Here is a 20,823-nt window from a genome sequence, read left to right on the forward strand (position 1 = left end):
GCGTTATTTCACTCTCTTATTCATCCACCACGCCAAGCCTGCAAACAATATCGTAGGCAATGAAGCCGCCAACCATGGCAGTATTCCAAATACTAATCCAATATGTTGAAAACTTTGGTTAAACAGGTAAAAACCTAAACCGATCAATACCCCTGCCAGAATCCTGCCGCCGATAGGCGTCGAACGCAATGGCCCAAAAATAAACGGCACGGCCAACAGCACCATGACTGCTGTGCTTAACGGCATCATCACCTTGCTCCAGAACGCCAGCTCGTATTGAGCGACAGATTGATGATTGGTTCTCAGGAAGGAAATATAATCCAGCAAATTCCAGACGGCCAGAAATTCTGGTGGCACAACAACCACGTTTAACATGCCTGGATTTAATTGTGATTTCCAGCGGGCATGTGTTGTTGAATTGACTTTAACACCATGCTCATCAATAGTGCTTTGCACAACATCGTTTAATATCCAGCTATCGTCCTCATATTTGGCACTGCTTGCTTTAGTGAGTGCGCGTAAGCGATTCGCACCATCGAATTCGTAAATGGCTATATTGGTAAATGTGCCATCGCTATTGATTCGTTCGATATGGTTAAAATGGTTACCGTCTCGCGTCCAGAATCCATATTCAGATCGTGTGCCTACCGTTCCGGTTTGCGCTACTGACTGCAATTCTCTGGCATGTTCTTCGGTAAGCGGTCTAATCACCTCACCCACTACAATCGCCAGCAATACCAAAATTGCAGCAACTACCATCACTGACTTGTTAATATCTTTTATCGATATACCTGCCGCACGCATGGCTACAAGCTCACTCTGACTAGCCAGGTTACCTAAGCCAATAACACTGCCTAATAAAGCAACGACAGGCAGTAGTTCGTATATACGTTTCGGCATGGTCAGAGCAAGATAAGTCATAATATCAAGTAGCTGATATTGACCTTTACCGAGATCATCAAGCTCAGCGACAAAGTCCATAAAGGTATAGAGCCCGAGAAGCACCAACAACACGATAAACGTGCTGGAGAGTATGTGGGAAGCGATATATCTAGAAAGAATTTTCATTATTGCAGGCGTCTTTGTTTTTGTTGCGATAATAATCGCTGAATTTTTTGTCTATTCATCAGAAATAGCATGATCGTGGTCATTAACAGATGTACCCATATCATGCCAACACCTACGCTAATACTGCCTTTTTCAATCCACGCCTGATTTACACCGAGTAAATTGCTGTAAATGATATATAGTAAAACAGCAGGCACAAATCCAGCATAACGGCCTTGTCTGGGACCGGCATTAGATAAAGGAATAGCAGATAAACAAAGTACTAACACCATAATAGCTGATGAAATTCGCCACTGAATTTCGGCTATATCCTCCAAGCCTCCCCGCTGCCATAAAACACTAGTGGGAAGCGCTTTATGCCTTTCCCGCACTTGTCCGTCATCACCTTTTTCAACAAGCAAACTATGTGACTTAAATTCGGCGATTGTAAAATCCTGTTGTCCTGCTCTACCTTCATAGCGATAACCGTCATTCAGTACCAGAAATTTATCGCCGGTGTCGACATCCACTTCAAAATGTCCCGTATCTGAGCGAAAAATCAATGGCTTATCTTTGCGATGAATTTCAATAAACACATTTTCCATCAACTGCTTATCACTGCTGAGTTTTTCAGAATAAAACGTCCAGTCACCATTGCGGCTCTCTTTAAAACTGCCAGCAACAAGTCCAGTGGTGTTCGCCGACATTTTCGCTTTTTGTTCTAACTGGTAGCGATCAGCCAAGACGCTTGGAACAACTGTCAATGATAAATACGCCACAACTGTTGCTACCACACCAGCAAATATCAGCACATTTCTGATGATACGTTTACGTGAAATACCACAAGCAGCCATCACAGTCAGCTCGTTATCTGAGCTCATTCTGCCCAACGACAACATCACGCCAAGAAAGGCGGCAATAGGGAGTAAGATGGACAGTGCACCGAGGGAACTAAAGCCGAGCAGACTAAAAATAACATCCGCCGGCATATTGCCCACCGCCGCTTCTGCCAGATAGCGCGCAAACCGTGTCGAAATATAAATTAACCAGAGTACCCCTGTGATTGCAGTCAGGTTAATCACAAATTCCTTGAGCATGTATCGGTCAATGACCCATAGCCAGGAAAAAATCTGTTGTGGAACGTTGCGCATGTATTAAGAGTCTTGGTTAGAATAGATCGGTATTATCTGACACACTAAAATAACGAAGTCTAAACCAAATTGACCCTACAGGAGAAATCCATGCAGTATTTTGTCACTAGCGATGCCCTCGCATCTCAGCAAACCGATTGTATTGCCGTCGGCATATACAACGAAGGTGAACTCAGTCCTTCCGCCCAACAACTCGATGATGCTTCACAAGGTCAGATTAAACGTATCGCTGATAATGGTGACTTTAGCGCAAATCCAGGCCAAACATTATTTCTCCACAATCTGACAGGGATAAACAGCCCTCGGGTTTTATTGGTAGGCTTTGGCAAAAAAACAAAAACAACTGAAAACGATTTTAATACCGCCACTGCAGCTGCCATCGTTGCGCTGAATGAAAGCGGTGCTGAAAAAGCCTTATGCTGTTTTACGGATATTGAAGTAAATGAACGCACAACTGTCTGGAAAGTCCGCCAAACAGCTTGTAATACCGAAACAGCACTTTATAAGTATTCACAAACAAAATCAGAAGCGAAAGCTGTCAAGAAACCACTTTTAGAATGCGCTATCTTTGCAGCTCAGAATACTGATGCTGACTTACAAAAAGCTGCTGAACAAGGTGCGGCTATCGGTGCTGGTATGAACCTGGCACGTGAGCTTGGTAACCTGCCTGGCAATATTTGCACACCGACCTATCTGGCTGAACAAGCCGTTGCGTTGGGCAAAAAATTTGCTTCCATTACTACCACCGTGCTGGAAGAAGCCGATATGGAAGCCTTGGGTATGGGCTCTCTGCTCTCCGTATCCCGTGGCAGCCGCCAGCCAGCCAAATTAATCACCATGGAATACAAAGGCGCAGGTGACAGCAAGCCAGTTGTCTTAGTGGGTAAAGGACTCACCTTTGATGCCGGTGGTATTTCACTAAAACCATCTCAAGGCATGGATGAGATGAAATACGATATGTGTGGCTCTGCCAGTGTGCTCGGAACACTACAAGCTGTGGCTGAATTAAACTTGCCAATCAATGTGGTGGGTGTGGTACCCAGTTCAGAAAACATGCCTGATGGTGACGCCAACAAACCCGGCGATATTGTCACAAGCATGGCCGGTAAAACTATCGAAATTCTGAATACCGATGCCGAAGGCCGTTTAATTTTATGTGACGCTCTCACCTATAGTGAACGGTTCGATCCAGAAATCGTCATTGATATTGCGACATTAACTGGTGCCATCATTGTAGCCTTAGGTAGTACAACCACCGGCTTAATGGCTAATAACCAACAACTTGCTGATGATTTATTAAAAGCCGGTAATGACAGTTTTGACCGTGCTTGGCAGTTACCTTTATGGGATGATTATCAACCCTTGCTGGACAGTAATTTTGCCGATATTGCTAATGTTGGGGGTAAAGAAGCAGGAAGTGTCACTGCCGCCTGTTTCTTATCACGATTTACGGAAAAATATACTTGGGCACATTTAGACATCGCTGGAACAGCATGGAATAGTGGAAAAAATAAAGGGGCAACGGGTCGTCCAGTCCCAATGTTAGTTCAATACTTATTAAATCGTATCGACGCTAACAAATCATCATGACCCGAATCAGTTTCTACATTCTGAAATCAAGCGAGCTTGAAAAGCGGCAGGCATTTGCCTGCCGTCTCGCGGAGAAAGCCTATCATCAGGGCCATCAAATTTATATCCATACCGCTTCAGAAGATCATAGTCAGTCAGTCGATACGGCACTGTGGGCTATACGGCCTGACAGCTTTGTACCACATGAAATCACTGACAGTTCAGATAATCAGAGTCCGGTACTTATCGGCTATGAAGACAAAAAGCCTCCCAGACTGATGGATGTACTAATTAATCTCACCGAAGAACAACCCATGTTCTTTAGCCAATTTGAACGTGTAGCTGAAGTAATTGATGATAATGAATCAAGCAAACAAGCTGGTCGTCAACGCTTCCAGTTTTACAAACAACGTGGCTATGAGATAGAAACTTTTCACGTTTGAACCAAGCTAGCAAACCGCTAAAAATACGAAATCCATATTGCCTCTGAACAGATGTTGTCGCAGCAGGTATAATGCGTCGTTTATTTATAGCGTATACATACGACATTCGTATATCCCGAACACCCACCAGACAAACAAGACATCACATGGAAAAAACATACAACCCTGACGCAATTGAGCAACGTTGGTACCAGAAGTGGGAACAAGCTGGCGAGTTTAAACCGACAGGTGAAGGTTCACCTTATGCGATTATGCTGCCCCCTCCTAATGTTACCGGTAGCCTGCATATGGGTCATGGCTTTAATAACACCATCATGGATACCTTGACTCGTTATCATCGCATGAAAGGTGACAATACTTTATGGCAACCGGGCACCGACCACGCGGGTATCGCGACACAAATGGTGGTAGAGCGCCAACTTAACGCTGAAGGTAAAACCCGTCTCGACCTGGGACGAGAAGATTTCACTAAACGTATCTGGGAGTGGAAGGAAGAATCCGGCGGTAATATTACCCGTCAGTTACGTCGTCTTGGTTCCTCACTCGACTGGTCACGTAACCGCTTTACGATGGATGACGATCTGTCTGAAGCAGTTAAACACGTCTTCGTGACATTATACAAAGAAGGCTTGATTTATCGTGGAAAACGATTGGTTAACTGGGATCCCAAACTCCACACCGCCATCTCTGATCTGGAAGTAGAAAACCGCGAACAAAAAGGTCATATGTGGCATCTGCGCTACCCGCTTGCTGATGGATTGACCACCAGTGAAGGCAAGGATTACATCGTTGTCGCCACTACCCGTCCAGAAACCATGCTAGGTGATACAGGTGTCGCTGTGAATCCTGAAGATCCACGTTACAAGGATCTGATTGGCAAAGAGATTCTATTGCCGTTAGTCAATCGACGCATTCCGATTGTGGGTGATGAACATGCCGATATGGAAAAAGGCACGGGCGCGGTAAAAGTAACACCAGCCCATGACTTCAATGACTATGAAGTTGGCAAGCGTTGTGGTCTGCCAATGATCAATATCTTCACACTCAACGCTGATGTACGTGATGTTCCACAAATATTCCATACAGATGGCAGTGCCAATACTGACATTGAAGCCAGTATTCCGGAAGCCTATCGTGGATTAGAGCGCTTTGCCGCACGTAAAGCGATTGTCGCCGACTTTGATACAGCAGGTCTGCTGGAAGAAATCAAAGATCATGATCTTACGGTACCTTATGGCGATCGTGGTGGCGTCGTCATTGAACCGATGCTGACAGATCAATGGTATGTCGATGCAAAAACACTGGCCAAACCAGCAGTTGAAGCAGTCGAAACAGGCAAAGTGAGGTTTGTACCTAAGTCTTATGAAAACATGTATTTCAGCTGGATGCGTGATATCCAGGACTGGTGTATCTCGCGCCAACTCTGGTGGGGTCACCGCATTCCTGCCTGGTACGATCAACAAGGCAATGTTTATGTAGGTCATGATGAAGAGGCTGTTCGAGCTGAGAATAACCTCGCTGCAGATATCCAGCTAACACAAGATGAAGACGTACTTGATACCTGGTTCTCCTCAGCACTTTGGCCCTTCTCAACTCTGGGTTGGCCTAAAGCGGATGACGCAGTAAAAACCTGGTATCCGGGTAATGTGTTGGTTACCGGTTTTGACATTATTTTCTTCTGGGTAGCCAGAATGATGATGATGGGCATTCATTTCATGGATGATGTGCCGTTCAAAGAAGTATACATTCACGGTCTGGTACGTGATTCGCACGGCCATAAAATGTCAAAATCCAAAGGTAATGTGCTGGATCCTATCGATATCATCGACGGTATTGATTTAGAAACATTGGTACAAAAACGTACCTCGGGCATGATGCAGCCACAACTGGCTGAGAAAATTGAAAAAGCGACACGCAAAGAATTTCCGGAGGGCATCGAGCCCCATGGTACAGACGCACTGCGCTTTACCTTTGCTTCACTGGCTTCTACCGGCCGTGATATCAACTTTGATATGAACCGTATCGCTGGCTACCGTAATTTCTGTAATAAATTATGGAATGCAGCGCGTTATGTTTTGATGAACACCGAAGGACAAGATACCGGTGTTGACAATGATGAAGTCGAACTCAGCCTGGCGGATCGCTGGATCATTTCGCAATTGCAAATTGCTGAAAAAGAGGTCACTGCTGCGATTGATGGTTATCGGTTTGATCACGCCGCACAAGGTATTTATGAATTTATCTGGAACAGCTACTGTGACTGGTACTTAGAACTATCTAAACCAGTATTAAATAGCGAATCCGCTTCTGATGCAGCAAAACGTGGTACACGTCGTACACTGGTGCGTGTTCTGGAAGCCACATTAAGAATGGCACATCCGTTTATGCCGTTTATTACAGAAGAAATCTGGCAGACCATTGCCCCGCTCGCTGGAGTAAACGGTGAGACGATTATGCGTCAGCCTTATCCTATTGCCGATGAGAATAAGGTTGATCATGCGGCGGTTACTGAGATGGAATGGGTCATGCAGTTCATTACGGGCATACGTTCTATTCGCTCGCAAATGAATATTGCACCGAAGAAAACATTGCCGGTCTTGCTCAAGGATGCTTCTGAATCAGATAGAGGCATTCTAAGCAGTAATCAGCAGTTCCTGAGCCGTCTGGCAAACCTTGAATCAATTGAAATTCTGGAAGGTGCTGCACCTGCAGCTGCAACAGCATTAGTGGGTAAAATGGAAATTCTGATTCCGCTGGAAGGTTTGATTGATAAAGAGGCTGAAATCAATCGCCTGAATAAAGAAATGGCGAAGCTGGATAAAATCATCAAACAATCATCAGGCAAGCTGTCGAATGAAAATTACGTCGCCAAAGCACCTGCTGAGGTCGTGGCAAAAGAAAAAGAGAAATTAGCAGAGCTCAAACAATCTTATGCCTTACTTGAACAACAACTTAAGGCTCTGAGCTAACCCACTCTCTGATTGTAAGCAAAAAAAAAGCCGCTGATGAACAGCGGCTTTTTTATTTTAGAATAAACTAACTTATTCTTTTTCCATACCAATTTCATACAGTTCGATATTGGCTTCTTCAATTTCACCAGTAGTTGCATCCACATCGACTTTGACTTCATAGCCATGAATGCTTTGAATATCAAATTCGTAGGTCGCATCACCATCGAAACCGATTTCATATTCTGAAGCAACAACTTTCCCTGGGTGTACAGCTAAGGCAAATTCTTTCGCTTCAGCTTGTGAAATTTTCGCTAATTTTTTGAAAACGGGATCATTAGCATCGACTTCACGCTCAATCTCACCAATGAAACCTTCTTCAGCATTACATTCAACATTGTAGGTCTTGCCATCGGCTTTCGCTTCAATATCAAATTCATAAACAGGATCATCGCCTTCCATTTTCATTTCAACTTTACGTGCATGACCTGGAATAGTATCCAAAGCGGCATCCAGACAAGTTTCAATTTTTACGATATCCCAACTACGGATATCATCCAAATCATAATTATCATTTTCAGCAAATGCAGTTGAACTAATGCTTAAAGCGAGGACGGCAGGGATTGTCTTCAAGAACATTGAAGTCATAGAGTAAAGCTCCTTATTAGATTAGATAGATCAAAAGATCAGTCTCTACCCACAAGAGCAATGATCAAACTTGTGGGTAAAGTATAACATCCATTGGTAAAAATAGGACAAACTCCTATTTCATAAAATGATATCAAATGGTATGAAGGAAATTTTTCCTAAACACTGACACGTTTATATTGACGATATTGTGGATGCCAGAAGAGCTCTTCAATCTTATGTTCTAATTCACTATCCGATATCTTAGAAGCCAGTTGCTGATTTTGCGCAATTTTCACAATTTGAAATGCCATCTTTTTGCTTAACTCAGCGATATCATCCAAGGCTGGCAGTAACTGCTCTTCTTCCCCATTAAGTAGTGGTGAGTGTGTTGCCAGCACCTCACTTGCGACCATCATCATTTCATGTGTGATGTGTTTAATTTGACCAGCGATAACGGCCAAACCAATCCCAGGAAAAATATAGCTATTATTACACTGTGCTATTGGATAGGTTTTACCTTGATAGACAACCGAGTTAAAGGGGCTCCCAGTAGCGATAATGGCTTTACCCTCCGTCCAGCTAAGCAGTGACTCAGGCAAGGCCTCAATCTGCTTTGATGGATTACTCAAAGGAAAGATAATGGGTCGCTCGCAATGGGCTAACATCGTTTTGATAACTGTCTCATTAAATAGTCCCGCCTGCCCAGAGACTCCAATAAGTACTGTCGGTGAAGCGTGATAAATAACATCCGTTAAATCCAGCGTCATTTTATCCGCCTTCCACTTTGTTCGCAGAGTGGCATTTTGGCTTAGACGGCGTTGAAAATCGAATAAGCCAGCCATGTCATCCATTAATAGTCCCGCTTTATCAATCATAAATACGCGTTCGCGGGCCTGACACCAAGCCCTTCTGTCATCATTTGTCGGATTATTTGCTCAGCAATGCCACAGCCGGCAGAGCCGGCTCCTGCAAAAACGATAATCTGCTGTGACAGTGTTTCATGTTTTGCTCTACACGCCGCCAATAAACAGCCGACGGTTACTGCAGCCGTGCCTTGAATATCATCATTAAAACAACACAATTGTTGTTGATAACGCTCCAGTATGGGCAGCGCTTTGCTTTGTTCAAAATCCTCAAATTGTAATAAGACATCGGGCCAACGTTTCTTAATTGCCTGGATAAACAGGTCGATAAACTCATCATATTCTGCGTCGTTTATACGTTTATGTTTCCAGCCGATATAAAGCGGATTATCAAGTAAGGCCTTATTGTTAGTCCCAATATCCAACATCACCGGTAAGGTATAAGCTGGGCTTATCCCAGCGCAGGCGGTATAGAGTGATAACTTACCAATAGGGATCCCCATCCCTCCCACGCCCTGATCACCCAGTCCGAGAATCCGGCTGCCATCGGTGACCACGATAACTTTGATCTTATCTTTAGTGACATTGTGCAGAATGTCATCAATACGATCTTTATCCGGATAGGAAATAAATACACCACGCGCCCGTCGATAAATTTCAGAAAAGCGCTCACAAGCTTCACCTACTGTCGGCGTATAAATAATCGGCATCATCTCAACCAGGTGCGCTTTTAATAAATAATAAAATAAGGTTTCATTGTTATCCTGAAGATAACGCAAATAGATGTGCTGATTGATGGGGGCTTTGAAGGTTTTATATTGCAGATAGGCTCTTTCCGCCTGTTCTTCAATCGTTTCAAATCGATGTGGAATTAAACCATTGAGATTAAAATCATGACGTTCCTGCTCGCTAAAGGCAGTGCCTTTATTCAGTAAAGGTGTGGCAAGTAAGGCCGGCCCAGCATGAGGAATATAAATTGGATCTTTCGCCTTAATACCACGCATCGATATACCTCACTTCTGATTCACATTAGCATCAGTTAAACAGTAAAACGACGATGGATTCAAGTCAGCTTTTTTAAGTTACGGCTCACAACGATATTGATGATATCGAATAAAAGAAGGCGTCTCAGCCATCAAGGTTTGATAATGCCTAACACAACCGCAATATTAGCCAGGTCTGCTGCGGTATTTACCCGCAGTTTACTTTTAATCTGTGTATTGTAGTTTGCAATGGTTTTATACCCCAGGTGCATATCTGCGGCGACTTCATGGGCAGTCATGCCTTTTGCCAGTCGACAAAATACATCAAATTCACGTGGTGAAAGTAAATCCAGCACTTTTCGATAATGCTCGATATTGTCATGCCGGACATCATCAACTTCAGGGAGCAGACTTTCTTCAATATATCGCTTGCCTTCTGCCACACTTTTAACCGCTTCAGCCAGCACTTCGGCTGCACTATTTTTACTGACGTATCCCATAGCACCCGCTTCCAGTGCGCGTTCAACATAAATAGCCTCATCATGAATGCTGTAGACCAAAATAACCGCGTCAGAATCCAGCTTTTGAAGTCGACGGATAGTTTCAAGCCCACCGATGCCTGGCATGGATAAATCCATCACCACCACGTCAGGTTTAAAGCGTTCATATTCCTGTGTGACTAACTCCCCTCTGTCCAGGTCACTAATCTGCCCGATAAAGGGTTGTGATGATAGTAGAATTCGAAATCCTGCTCGTACTACTTCATGGTCATCGACTAACAGTACTTTGATTTTATTATTGTTGTTCATACTACTTCTCTATAAATGGCATACGTGCTGTCACCGTCACGCCATCATCTGGTGAAGACTCGAACATAAACAGTCCTCCCATACTTTCTACTCTCTCACGCATGGCAAGAACACCAAACCCCTCGCCTGATGATGAACCGCCGATACCATCATCGGATACTTGAATCACCACCCATTTTTTTTGCTGAACAAGGCTCTGCCTGACGCTGATATTGGCCAGATTAGCTCTGGCATGACGTACGACATTGGTCAAACATTCCTGCACAATACGATAAACATGGATCGCCACTTCCTCATCCAAGTCATCAATACAGTCATCGTAATTTAAATGAATATCCAGGGACGGCTGCCGGCGTTTCCACTCGCCAACCAGATCGGTCAGGGTCGCCACCAGTCCTAAATCAGTTAAACTGAGAGGATGTAACGTTCTCATCATCGATCGCACAACCCCAGATAAATGATTACAAATTTCGATAATCGAATCAGCAATACTCTGGACTTTGCTATCGGATTGTTTAGCCACAACAGCCATCGCTTTCACTGCAGTAAGAGACTGCCCCATTTCATCATGTAATTCACGTGACATATGTCGACGTTCATTTTCCTGAATATGCATGGTATGTCTTGCCAGCGCCTGATTATTTTGTCGGGCCGCATTTAACGCACCGGTCAGGTTATTAATCTCTGCCGCAATAGCATCAAACTCACTAATGCGAAAGCGTGGTAATCGTTGTTCATAATTACCACTTTCCACCGTTTTTAAACCCGATAAAATGGTTTTCACCGCCGTCAACATCGAATGAAACACGACATTGATAGCTAGGAAAATAATGCCGAGCATTAATACGATCGACCAGAAATACACCTGTGACTCCCGCCAGGCTTCATGGATTTCATCCATTGGGTCAGCACTAATGACAATGCGTTTAATCGCATCATTAGGCAGTTTGATTTCATAGGCCGAGCTAATGCTATCCATCATCACCGCCTCAATAAACCATTGAGGTGGTGAATCATCAGTGATGTCACTCTTTTCACCTCTCAGCATGGTTTCATTCCCAGCCTGGTCAAAGATCGTGATCTGTAAATGACGTGTTTCACGTAAGCGACTGATTTGTTCCAGCCATTCACTCTCGGTATGCTCATCACGCGTGAACTGATTAAGTCCAAACTCAACCATTTGCAGTGCCAAATTATAGGAAGATGTCACCTCATCCCTGACTGACTCACGCGCCTGCCACACAGCTAAACTGGCTCCCAGTGCGATGATAACCAGTACCGAAATAACTATCCGTAAATTAATCAATCCTCTTAAGCTCATCCTTTACGGCTCCACGGGTAAGTCATTCACTTCGACGCCAGTATTCTTAGTCTTGTTCATAACATGATTTACACATTAATAACTGAAAATAGAACTTAAGCACCGACGGTTTTTAATACTACTTTCTGTTATTCACAAAAAAAGGAATTCTTCCTATAACACTTACATCTACAGACACCTAACATTGGCAGTTAATCATAACAACCTGAATAGCCTGAATGAGTGAAATAAAAGATAGTAAGACTGATAAGGTCAAAAACAAATTACTCGAGTTATTTGATGATGTACTAACTCATGATGGGTTTGGTGAAATTAAAATAGAAATGCGAATACTCAAACGCCAACAAAAGGAAGTTATTCTACACTGTGGAAAACAATATCGATTTGTTATTGATACGCCGCAGCAGCCATCAAACGAGTAACATAAGCTCTGCTAACAAAACTACACAGATAAATACCAAGGAATAAAAAAGGCCTGTGATGATAAATCAGTCATCACAGGCCTTTTTGTCAGGATAAATATGATGTTTGTGCTAAAACATGCCCAGTTGTAACTGCGCCGCTTCAGTCATCATATCTTTGGTCCATTGAGGCTCCCACACCAATTCCACGTGCGCTTTTTTTACACCGGGAACAGACATTACCCTGGATTCGACATCACCTGGAAATGACTGAGCAACAGGACAACCTGGTGCAGTCAGAGTCATATCGATATTCACATTACCAGAGGTACTGATTTGAATATCGTAAATCAGGCCCAGCTCGTAAATATTAATCGGGATTTCCGGATCATAGATGGTCTTTAATACATCTATCACATCTTCTTTTAACTGTTCCGGGCTGATTTGATATTGATCGTTCATAAACCTGCCCTTTTACTCTGTAGAAACTGAAATATCGTGATCATTGTCAACTGCGGCATGAACGGTATGCCAGGACAATGTGGCGCATTTAACGCGCGCAGGAAACTCTTTTACCCCTGCCAACACCTGTAATTTGCCAGTAAGCTCAACAGCATCTTTATCACCGGTTAGAGCTTTATGAACATCTTCATAAAGTGCCTCAGCATCGGCTAGGGTTTTCCCTTTCAGGGTTTCCGTCATTAAAGACGCTGATGCCACTGAAATCGCACAACCACTGCCCTGGAAACTGATGTCTTCAATGACATCGCCTTTGAGTTTCACATAGACAACTAAAGCATCACCACATAAGGGGTTATTACCATGTGCCATATGATTCGCATCGGTAATTTCTCTGAAATTACGTGGCTTTTTCTTGTGATCCATGATCACTTGTTGATAGAGATCTCGTAAATCACTCATCAGGCAAACAACTCCTGTGTGGTGTGAATGGCTTTAACCAACGCGTCAATTTCCTGTTCTGTATTGTAGAAAGCAAATGAAGCACGTGCGGTGGCAGCAATACCATAATATTGCATAACAGGTTGGGCACAGTGATGGCCAGCACGTATAGCAACACCTTGCTGATCAAAAATAGTACCCACATCATGAGGATGAACATCTTCAATCAGAAACGATAAAACACTGGCTTTGTGTTCGGCTGTACCAACGATCCTGACGCCATCAATAGCCGATAATTTATCCGTGGCTAATTCAAGCAAAGCGTGTTCGTAGGCGGCGATTTTTTCAATACCGATTGACTGCATGTAATCAATAGCCGCCCCTAAGCCCACTGCACCGGCGATATGTGGAGTACCGGCTTCAAATTTATACGGTAATGCGTTGTATTCTGTGTGGTCAAAACTCACAGAAAGAATCATATCGCCACCACCTTGCCATGGCGGCATGGCTTCTAATAAGGCTTGTTTACCGTATAAAGCCCCAATACCCGTTGGTGCAAACATTTTATGGCCTGAAAACACATAAAAGTCACAATCCAACTCTTGCACATCAACTTGCATATGTGGCACCGCTTGTGCGCCGTCAATCAATACAGGTATGCCTTTAGCTTTGGCTTTTTCCGTCATTTGTTTGACCGGATTGACCGTACCTAAAGCATTAGAGACTTGGCCAACAGCCATGATTTTGGTTTTGTCGGTCAGCAGCTCATCCAATCCAGACAAATTCAGCTCACCTGAGTCTGTCATCGGGATGATCTTTAACTTAGCCCCTGTCTGTTCACATACTATTTGCCACGGCACAATATTGGCATGATGCTCAAGGTAACTGATAAGAATCTCATCACCCGCTTGCAGTTGGGGTCTGACAAAACTTTGAGCCACTAAATTAATAGCTTCTGTTGCACCGCGAACAAAGATAATTTCTTTATCCGACTTCGCGTTCAGGAAGCCTCTTATTTTGCTTCTGGCACCTTCATAAGCATCTGTGGCGCGTTGACTCAGTCTATGCACACCACGATGGACATTAGCATTATCAAGCCGATAATACTGATCCACGGCATCAATGACCTGAACAGGTTTTTGGCTGCTCGCGGCATTGTCTAAGTAGACTAAAGGATGTCCGTTAATTTGCTGATTCAGGATTGGAAAATCACGACGAATAGCAGCAATGTCAAAATCATTCAGCATTGTATCGACCAAATTATGAGTAGATTGCGTCATAACTTACGCACCTCGCGGTAATCGCGTTTCGATCACATTTGATAAGGCCTGGCGAATCGGCATATCTGAAATTCGTTGCAGCACTTCAACAGCAAACGCATAGGTCAATAAGCTTCGAGCACTGGTTTCATTCATGCCACGTGCACGCAGGAAAAATAATTGCTGTTCGTCCAACTGACCAACGGTACTACCGTGACCGCATTTAACGTCATCAGCATAAATTTCCATTTCAGGCTTGGTATCAATTTCACAAGTGCGCGACAGCAGTAAATTACGGTTACTCTGATTCGCATCTGTTTTCTGTGCATCTTTATGCACGATAACTTTGCCGTTAAAGACGGCATGACTATCACCATCCAACACGCCTTTGTAGATCTCTTCACTAGTGGTATTGGGCACAGCATGATCGATGCGTGTGTGGTTATCGACATGTTGCTTTCCAGCAACCAGATATAAGCCATCCATTGTCACATGGGCCTGCTCACCCAATAGCTGGCTATGAATATCATTTCTCGCCAGTTTAGCCCCTAGAGAAATATTATTGGTATGCCAGACACTGCTACTCGCCTGCTTACCGGCCAATGTCGCTATATGATAATGAGACAAGGACTCATGCTGTAATTTGAAATGACTCAAATGAGCCTTTTCTGCCAAGTTCACTTCTGAAATGACATCTGTCAATCCAACGCTGTTATCAGCTAGGCTGACATAATGCTCGACCAGTGTTAATTCAGCATCTTCAGCGATATCGATCACATGACGTAAATGCGTAGCCAGTTTATCGGTTTCACCCGTATTAATCACCAGCAACTCTACCGGCTTGGATACCTTGGTGTTCGCAGTGACCTGAATATAGGCCCCTTCCGTCATCAACATCGTATTGAGGGCATTCAAGCCAGCTTTTTCAAGCGACACCTGCTGACCTAACACTGATTTTGTTTTAGGAAATGCCTGTGAAAGCGGCTCTACAGTGAGTCCAGTATCTAGACCATCCAGATGTGATAACTCAGCACTGAATTGGCCATCAACTATGACTAAGCGATAGGCAGTTTCGAGTAATGCGACCTGTGAACAACGCATTTCATCCAACTGGCTCGCAGCAGCTTCGTGTGTGAATGCCTCTTGAGATAAAGCCCATAAAGACGTGTATTTCCAGTCTTCAACTTTTTTAGAGGGTAATCCTTGACGCTGAAATTGCGCACGGGCTTGTTGGCGTAACTGCTGCAGCCAATCAAGCTCTTGACCGGGTAAAGTCTGAGTCACGGCGATATCGTCAAAAGGTGTTGTGATATCCGTTAACTGTTTCATGCAGTCTCACCTTCAGGCGCATCATGAATCCAGCTATAACCTGATTTTTCCAGTTCTTTTGCCAGTTCTTTATCACCTGATTTAACGATACGTCCTTCAGATAACACATGAACAAAATCAGGAACAATATGATCTAATAAGCGTTGGTAGTGAGTAATCATCACGATAGAACGATCTTCAGCACGAAGCGCATTCACGCCTTCTGAAACGGTGCGTAATGCATCAATATCCAGTCCTGAATCGGTTTCATCAAGAATCGCTAATGCCGGCTCTAATACCGCCATTTGCAGAATTTCATTACGCTTTTTCTCACCACCAGAAAAACCTTCGTTAACGTTACGGTGAAGGAATTCTTCATTCATCTTAACCAGTTTCATTTTTTCACGAACCAGAGTTAAGAAATCCATCGCGTCGACTTCTTCCAGGCCCTGATATTTACGCACGGCATTCAAAGCCGCTTTCAGCAAATAAACATTGCTGACACCAGGAATTTCTACTGGATATTGGAATGCCAGGAAAACACCACGTTGTGCACGTTCTTCAGGCTCAAGATCTAATAAGTTTTCACCTTTATAGATGACTTCACCTTGGGTAATTTCGTAACCATCACGTCCGGCAAGAACATTCGACAGCGTACTTTTACCAGCACCATTAGGGCCCATGATCGCATGGATTTCACCAGGGTTCACTGTCAGGTCAATACCGCGAAGAATTTCTTTGCCATCAACGCTGGCGTGTAAATTTTTAATTGTTAACATCTTCACTCTCTAAAATTTCTGAATATTGTTTGGCAGTTCTCTTATGGTTTAACCCACGGAACCTTCTAATGACAAACCGAGTAGATTTTGTGCTTCTACCGCGAATTCCATTGGTAATTCACGTATGACTTGTTTACAAAAACCATTCACGATCATCGACACAGCATCTTCTGCATCTAATCCACGCTGTTTACAGTAAAACAGTTGGTCTTCACTGATTTTCGATGTGGATGCCTCATGTTCAACTTTTGCAGTCGGATTTTTCACTTCGATATAAGGGAAAGTATGCGCACCACAGGTATCACTCATTAATAAAGAGTCACACTCGGTATAGTTGCGAGCGTTTTCCGCGTTAGGTCCAATTCGTACCAGACCTCGATAAGCATTTTGTGAACGACCAGCCGAGATACCTTTGGAAATGATCGTTGAACTGGTGTTTTTACCCAGATGAATCATCTTGGTACCCGTATCGGCTTGCTGCATATTATTGGTGACGGCAACTGAATAGAATTCACCTACTGAATTATCACCTTGTAAAACAACGCTCGGATATTTCCAGGTAATAGCAGAACCGGTTTCTACCTGTGTCCAGGAGACTTTTGATGACTCGCCACGGCATGCAGCACGTTTTGTCACAAAGTTATAGATACCACCTTTGCCATTTTCATCACCGGGGTACCAGTTTTGAACTGTCGAATACTTGATTTCAGCACGGTCCATTGCCACCAATTCCACCACCGCTGCATGGAGCTGATTTTCATCACGCATTGGTGCGGTACAGCCTTCCAGATAACTGACATAAGCATCATCATCAGCAATGATTAATGTACGTTCAAATTGTCCAGTATTGGCGGCGTTGATACGGAAGTAGGTTGATAATTCCATTGGGCAACGCACACCTTTAGGAATATAAACAAACGAGCCATCAGTGAATACCGCCGAGTTCAGTGCGGCATAAAAGTTATCTTTATGTGGAACGACGCTACCAATATATTTTTTCACTAATTCAGGATGTTCCTGAATCGCTTCTGAAATAGGCATAAACAAGATGCCTTCTTCAGCTAATTTATCTTTGAATGTATTGGAAACAGAGACACTATCAAAAACGGCATCAACAGCCACACCAGCCAGACGCGCTCTCTCATCTAATGGGACACCGAGTTTTTCATAGGTTTTTAACAGTTCAGGATCGACTTCATCCAGACTTTTAGGACCATCAGTTTTTTTCTTTGGTGCAGAGTAATAACTGATTTCCTGATAGTTGATAGCCGGATAATGGACATGAGCCCACTCTGGCGTTTCCATAGTTAACCAGTGACGATACGCTTCTAAACGCCACTCGAGCATCCAGTCAGGTTCATTTTTGATGAGTGATATTTGTTTGATCACATCCTCATTCAAACCAGGCGGCAGGCTGTCTACTTCAATATCAGTGACAAACCCTGCTTTGTATTCTTTTTGTGTAATCGCTTCAAGTTGTTGACTTTGTTCAGTCATGGAACTCACCATCCTGTAAAGTTGTTTTATTCACCTCGTTATAAGATGAATAGAATCTGATCGGACTGATACCCAGTGAAGTCTGTGGTGTCAGCATATCCGATAGTTTTACTTCGTCTAATGCCTGAAAAACGGCATCATTAATTTTGGTCCAATTAGTCTGTACGGCACAGTGCGTTTCCTGATCACAGTGACTGTCACTGCTCACACACTCGGTCAAAGCAATCGGTCCTTCTATCGCTGTGATAATTTCTGCAATGGTAATCTCATCAGCTTGGCGACTCAGACTATAGCCGCCCATTACGCCGCGTTCAGACTTTAACAGCCCTGAATGAGACAATAACTTTAAAACTTTTCTTACCGTTGGCAGTGGTACTTTTACTGCTTCAGCAATAGCATGTGCACTATGTTGAAGTTGAAGATTTGAGGCAAAATAGCTCATCAGCACAATGCCATAATCTGTCAATTTTCCCATTCGCAACATTGGTGCACCTCCTAATTGGTACTATTATAGTATCAATTAAATCAATAACCAAGTGTTTTTCTCAGTTATTAGCTCATTGTAGTCGTGAAAATATTGTGGATTTAGCGTATGGTATTGAACTTTTAGCCTATGCTAATGAACTTTTAAGGCAGAGCATTGTACTAAATCGGGCACACACCTTATCTATACATTGAGAGCATTATATGAAATTAAAAACACTCGCGATTTTACCTTTACTATTATTTGGAGCAAACGTAATGGCAGCTGACAACGCCACAACATTAGATACAGATAAACAAAAAATTAGTTACATCTTTGGTATTCAAGTTGGTCAGAATATGATGCAAGAAGGTGTGGATCTTGATATTGAAGCATTTAAAGCGGGTGTAGCAGATATGCTGGCTGGCCAAAAACCACAACTTGATCAAACGACAGCAGAACAAGTTGTGCAAGCTTACCAAGCACAAAAAGCACAAGAATTAGCAAAAGTCATGAATGAAAAACAAGCTGAAGCTAAAGCTTACATGGAAAAAAATGCTAAGAAAGAAGGTGTTGTAACGACTGACAGTGGTCTGCAATATGAAATTCTGAAAGAAGGTGATGGCGCCACTCCGACAGAAAATGACAAAGTTATTGCTAACTACAAAGGTACTTTAATCGATGGTACCGTTTTCGATAGCTCATATGATCGTGGCGAACCAGCTACCTTCCCTGTTAATGGCGTTATTCAAGGCTGGCAGGAAGCATTAAAAATGATGAAAGAAGGTTCAAAATGGCGCATCGTTGTTCCTGCTAACCTGGCCTATGGTCCACGTGGCGCCGGTAACCTGATTGGTCCAAACGAAACCTTAATTTTTGAAATTGAGCTGATTGCAATCACTAAGTAATTGCCTGCTTCGATTCTTAAAAAAGCCGCCTTTAAGGCGGCTTTTTTATTTCTCTCTTTTTAGCATGGTTGTTAATTTTTGCCAGTCAAAATAAGGGCCAGGATCGGTTTTCCGTCCTGGAGCAATATGCTCATGTCCGGTTATTTTCTCGTATGTCAGCTTTGGATAGGCGTGGCATAATGCTTTTATTACTTGCACAAGTTCAGTGTATTGAACTTCAGCAAACGGTTTGTCGTCACACCCTTCCAGCTCTATTCCGATAGTAAAGTCATTACACTTTTCCCTTCCTTGCCACTGCGATACGCCTGCGTGCCAGGCTCGTTGATGAAATGGTACAAACTGGACAACTTCACCATTACGTCTAATCAAAATATGCGATGAGACTTTTAAGCCATCTAACTGCTCGAAGTAAGGATGAGCGGAGCAATCCAGCTTATTCAGAAACAGATCATCAATAAATGTGTCGCCAAACTCACCAGGTGGCAAGCTGATATTGTGTATCACAATACCGCTAAGATCATGTTGGTCAGGCCGCTTATCATAATTAGGTGACAGCGTAATTATTGCGTTTTCGATCAGACCCGATTGTTTATTTATTTTCACTAAGACGTCTCATTATGTAGATTAATCATGCCGCACACGTTAACCTGTTTTGATTTGCCATTACCTTATCGATATGACCATAGAAAATCCACTCCCCGACGCATTTATAGATTCACAAGTTAAACTTGCTTTGCTTGAAGACATTGGTCAGGCAGATCTGACCGCTAATCTGATTCCGATTGATGCAGTATCAAACGCCACATTAATCACACGTGAGGATGCAACAATTTGTGGCATGCAATGGTTTGAACGCGTTTTTAAACAACTTGATGCATCAATAAGCCTTAGCTGGAAAGCCCAAGATGGTGATCGAGTGAAGGCCAATACGGTTATTTGTGAGTTACACGGACCAGCCAGAGCCTTATTAACAGGTGAGCGTACGGCAATGAATTTTTTACAGACATTATCCGGCACCGCAACAATCTCTTCGATTTACAGCGATGCTGTAGCAGGGTTGCCTGTTAAAGTATTGGACACGCGTAAAACACTACCAGGCTGGCGTGTTGCTCAAAAATTCGCAGTAAAATGTGGTGGCTGCTTTAATCACAGAGTCGGTCTATATGACGGTATTCTTATTAAAGAAAATCATATTATGGCAGCGGGTTCCATCAGCAATGCTATAAATCAGGCGAAAGCCCTATCTGCTGGCGTACCAATAGAAGTTGAAGTTGAAAATTTCTCAGAACTCGAACAGGCGCTTGAGAGCGGAGTCGATATTATTATGTTAGATAATTTTGGTATTGATGATTTAAAACAGGCCGTTGCTATCAACCAAGGTCGAGCAGAACTTGAAGCTTCAGGTAATATTACTTTGAATAATATTCGTCTTGTTGCAGAAACAGGCGTAGATAGAATCTCAGTAGGCGCATTAACAAAAGATATTAAAGCCGTTGATCTTTCTTTGCGTTTTTCATAGATAAAAAAAACCGCAGTGCACTTAG

At 43.2% G+C, this 20,823-nt stretch carries 19 protein-coding genes and 1 pseudogene; 6 read left to right on the top strand and 14 right to left on the bottom strand.

Features of this window, described 5'->3' with window-relative positions; genetic code table 11:
- Positions 1–3: 3 nt before the first annotated feature.
- Together lptG and lptF are read right to left on the bottom strand one after the other, a co-directional pair.
- Complete coding sequence (gene lptG / locus AC13DA_RS13075; RefSeq protein ID WP_007145491.1) at positions 4–1,068, bottom strand: LPS export ABC transporter permease LptG; 1,065 nt, start codon at positions 1,066–1,068, stop codon at positions 4–6.
- Positions 1,068–2,198: an LPS export ABC transporter permease LptF gene (gene lptF, locus AC13DA_RS13080; protein WP_007145492.1), complete on the bottom strand. Its 1,131-nt coding sequence runs from the start codon at positions 2,196–2,198 to the stop codon at positions 1,068–1,070. Before lptF ends, lptG begins: the two co-directional genes overlap by 1 nt.
- A gap of 90 nt (positions 2,199–2,288) precedes the next feature.
- Here lptF and AC13DA_RS13085 point away from each other — a divergent pair, with 90 nt between their 5' ends.
- The 3 genes from AC13DA_RS13085 (at position 2,289) to AC13DA_RS13095 (ending at position 7,179) form a co-directional block, all read left to right on the top strand.
- Positions 2,289–3,788, top strand: a complete 1,500-nt coding sequence (locus AC13DA_RS13085) for a leucyl aminopeptidase (protein ID WP_007145493.1) — start codon at positions 2,289–2,291, stop codon at positions 3,786–3,788.
- The gene (locus tag AC13DA_RS13090; protein ID WP_284452062.1) at positions 3,785–4,210 is read left to right on the top strand and encodes a DNA polymerase III subunit chi; all 426 of its coding nucleotides are present in this window, start codon (positions 3,785–3,787) and stop codon (positions 4,208–4,210) included. The genes AC13DA_RS13085 and AC13DA_RS13090 overlap by 4 nt, the downstream gene beginning before the upstream one ends.
- Positions 4,211–4,356: 146 nt before the next feature.
- A complete protein-coding gene (locus tag AC13DA_RS13095; RefSeq protein ID WP_284452063.1) occupies positions 4,357–7,179 on the top strand; it encodes a valine--tRNA ligase in 2,823 nt (940 codons plus the stop codon).
- Positions 7,180–7,251: 72 nt separating this feature from the next.
- On the opposite strand, the gene AC13DA_RS13100 is transcribed toward AC13DA_RS13095, so the two are convergent.
- From AC13DA_RS13100 to AC13DA_RS13115, 4 genes and pseudogenes are all read right to left on the bottom strand, one after another.
- The gene (locus AC13DA_RS13100; RefSeq protein WP_007145496.1) at positions 7,252–7,806 is read right to left on the bottom strand and encodes a PepSY domain-containing protein; all 555 of its coding nucleotides are present in this window, start codon (positions 7,804–7,806) and stop codon (positions 7,252–7,254) included.
- Positions 7,807–7,964: 158 nt separating this feature from the next.
- Positions 7,965–9,655 (bottom strand): annotated as a pseudogene (locus AC13DA_RS13105) (NAD-dependent malic enzyme).
- Between the two features lie 131 nt (positions 9,656–9,786).
- Positions 9,787–10,443, bottom strand: coding sequence for a response regulator (locus AC13DA_RS13110; RefSeq protein ID WP_007145498.1), 657 nt, complete (start codon positions 10,441–10,443; stop codon positions 9,787–9,789).
- A 1-nt stretch (position 10,444) separates the two neighbouring features.
- Positions 10,445–11,764 (bottom strand): histidine kinase, encoded by a 1,320-nt coding sequence (locus tag AC13DA_RS13115; RefSeq protein WP_284452066.1) that lies wholly within the window; start codon positions 11,762–11,764, stop codon positions 10,445–10,447.
- 218 nt (positions 11,765–11,982) lie between these two features.
- Between AC13DA_RS13115 and AC13DA_RS13120 the strand changes: the two genes are divergently transcribed.
- Positions 11,983–12,186 (top strand): hypothetical protein, encoded by a 204-nt coding sequence (locus AC13DA_RS13120; RefSeq protein ID WP_284452067.1) that lies wholly within the window; start codon positions 11,983–11,985, stop codon positions 12,184–12,186.
- A gap of 111 nt (positions 12,187–12,297) precedes the next feature.
- Here the strand turns inward: AC13DA_RS13120 and AC13DA_RS13125 are convergent, their stop codons facing one another.
- The 7 genes from AC13DA_RS13125 to AC13DA_RS13155 are packed head-to-tail and all read right to left on the bottom strand — an operon-like array spanning position 12,298 to position 18,392.
- Positions 12,298–12,627, bottom strand: coding sequence for an SUF system Fe-S cluster assembly protein (locus AC13DA_RS13125; RefSeq protein WP_007145501.1), 330 nt, complete (start codon positions 12,625–12,627; stop codon positions 12,298–12,300).
- Positions 12,628–12,639: 12 nt separating this feature from the next.
- Entirely contained in the window at positions 12,640–13,086 is a 447-nt protein-coding gene (sufU, locus tag AC13DA_RS13130) for a Fe-S cluster assembly sulfur transfer protein SufU (RefSeq protein ID WP_284452071.1), read from the bottom strand.
- Positions 13,086–14,345, bottom strand: coding sequence for a cysteine desulfurase (locus AC13DA_RS13135; protein WP_284452072.1), 1,260 nt, complete (start codon positions 14,343–14,345; stop codon positions 13,086–13,088). The genes sufU and AC13DA_RS13135 overlap by 1 nt, the downstream gene beginning before the upstream one ends.
- 3 nt (positions 14,346–14,348) lie before the next feature.
- Positions 14,349–15,653, bottom strand: coding sequence for a Fe-S cluster assembly protein SufD (sufD, locus tag AC13DA_RS13140; RefSeq protein ID WP_284452073.1), 1,305 nt, complete (start codon positions 15,651–15,653; stop codon positions 14,349–14,351).
- Positions 15,650–16,411, bottom strand: coding sequence for a Fe-S cluster assembly ATPase SufC (gene sufC / locus AC13DA_RS13145; protein ID WP_284452074.1), 762 nt, complete (start codon positions 16,409–16,411; stop codon positions 15,650–15,652). The genes sufD and sufC overlap by 4 nt, the downstream gene beginning before the upstream one ends.
- 48 nt (positions 16,412–16,459) lie before the next feature.
- On the bottom strand, positions 16,460–17,908 hold the full coding sequence (sufB, locus tag AC13DA_RS13150) for a Fe-S cluster assembly protein SufB (RefSeq protein WP_007145506.1): 1,449 nt from the start codon (positions 17,906–17,908) through the stop codon (positions 16,460–16,462).
- A complete protein-coding gene (locus AC13DA_RS13155) occupies positions 17,901–18,392 on the bottom strand; it encodes an SUF system Fe-S cluster assembly regulator (protein ID WP_284452075.1) in 492 nt (163 codons plus the stop codon). The genes sufB and AC13DA_RS13155 overlap by 8 nt, the downstream gene beginning before the upstream one ends.
- Positions 18,393–18,595: 203 nt before the next feature.
- On the opposite strand from AC13DA_RS13155, the gene bamJ reads away from it, so the two are divergent.
- Entirely contained in the window at positions 18,596–19,279 is a 684-nt protein-coding gene (bamJ, locus tag AC13DA_RS13160) for a BamJ family beta-barrel-assembly machinery protein (RefSeq protein WP_007145508.1), read from the top strand.
- A gap of 45 nt (positions 19,280–19,324) precedes the next feature.
- Here the strand turns inward: bamJ and ampD are convergent, their stop codons facing one another.
- A complete protein-coding gene (gene ampD / locus AC13DA_RS13165) occupies positions 19,325–19,882 on the bottom strand; it encodes a 1,6-anhydro-N-acetylmuramyl-L-alanine amidase AmpD (protein ID WP_284452077.1) in 558 nt (185 codons plus the stop codon).
- A 73-nt stretch (positions 19,883–19,955) separates the two neighbouring features.
- Between ampD and nadC the strand changes: the two genes are divergently transcribed.
- Positions 19,956–20,798, top strand: a complete 843-nt coding sequence (gene nadC / locus AC13DA_RS13170) for a carboxylating nicotinate-nucleotide diphosphorylase (RefSeq protein ID WP_284452078.1) — start codon at positions 19,956–19,958, stop codon at positions 20,796–20,798.
- Positions 20,799–20,823: the final 25 nt, after the last annotated feature.

Source organism: Methylophaga sp. F-2 (assembly GCF_056859315.1).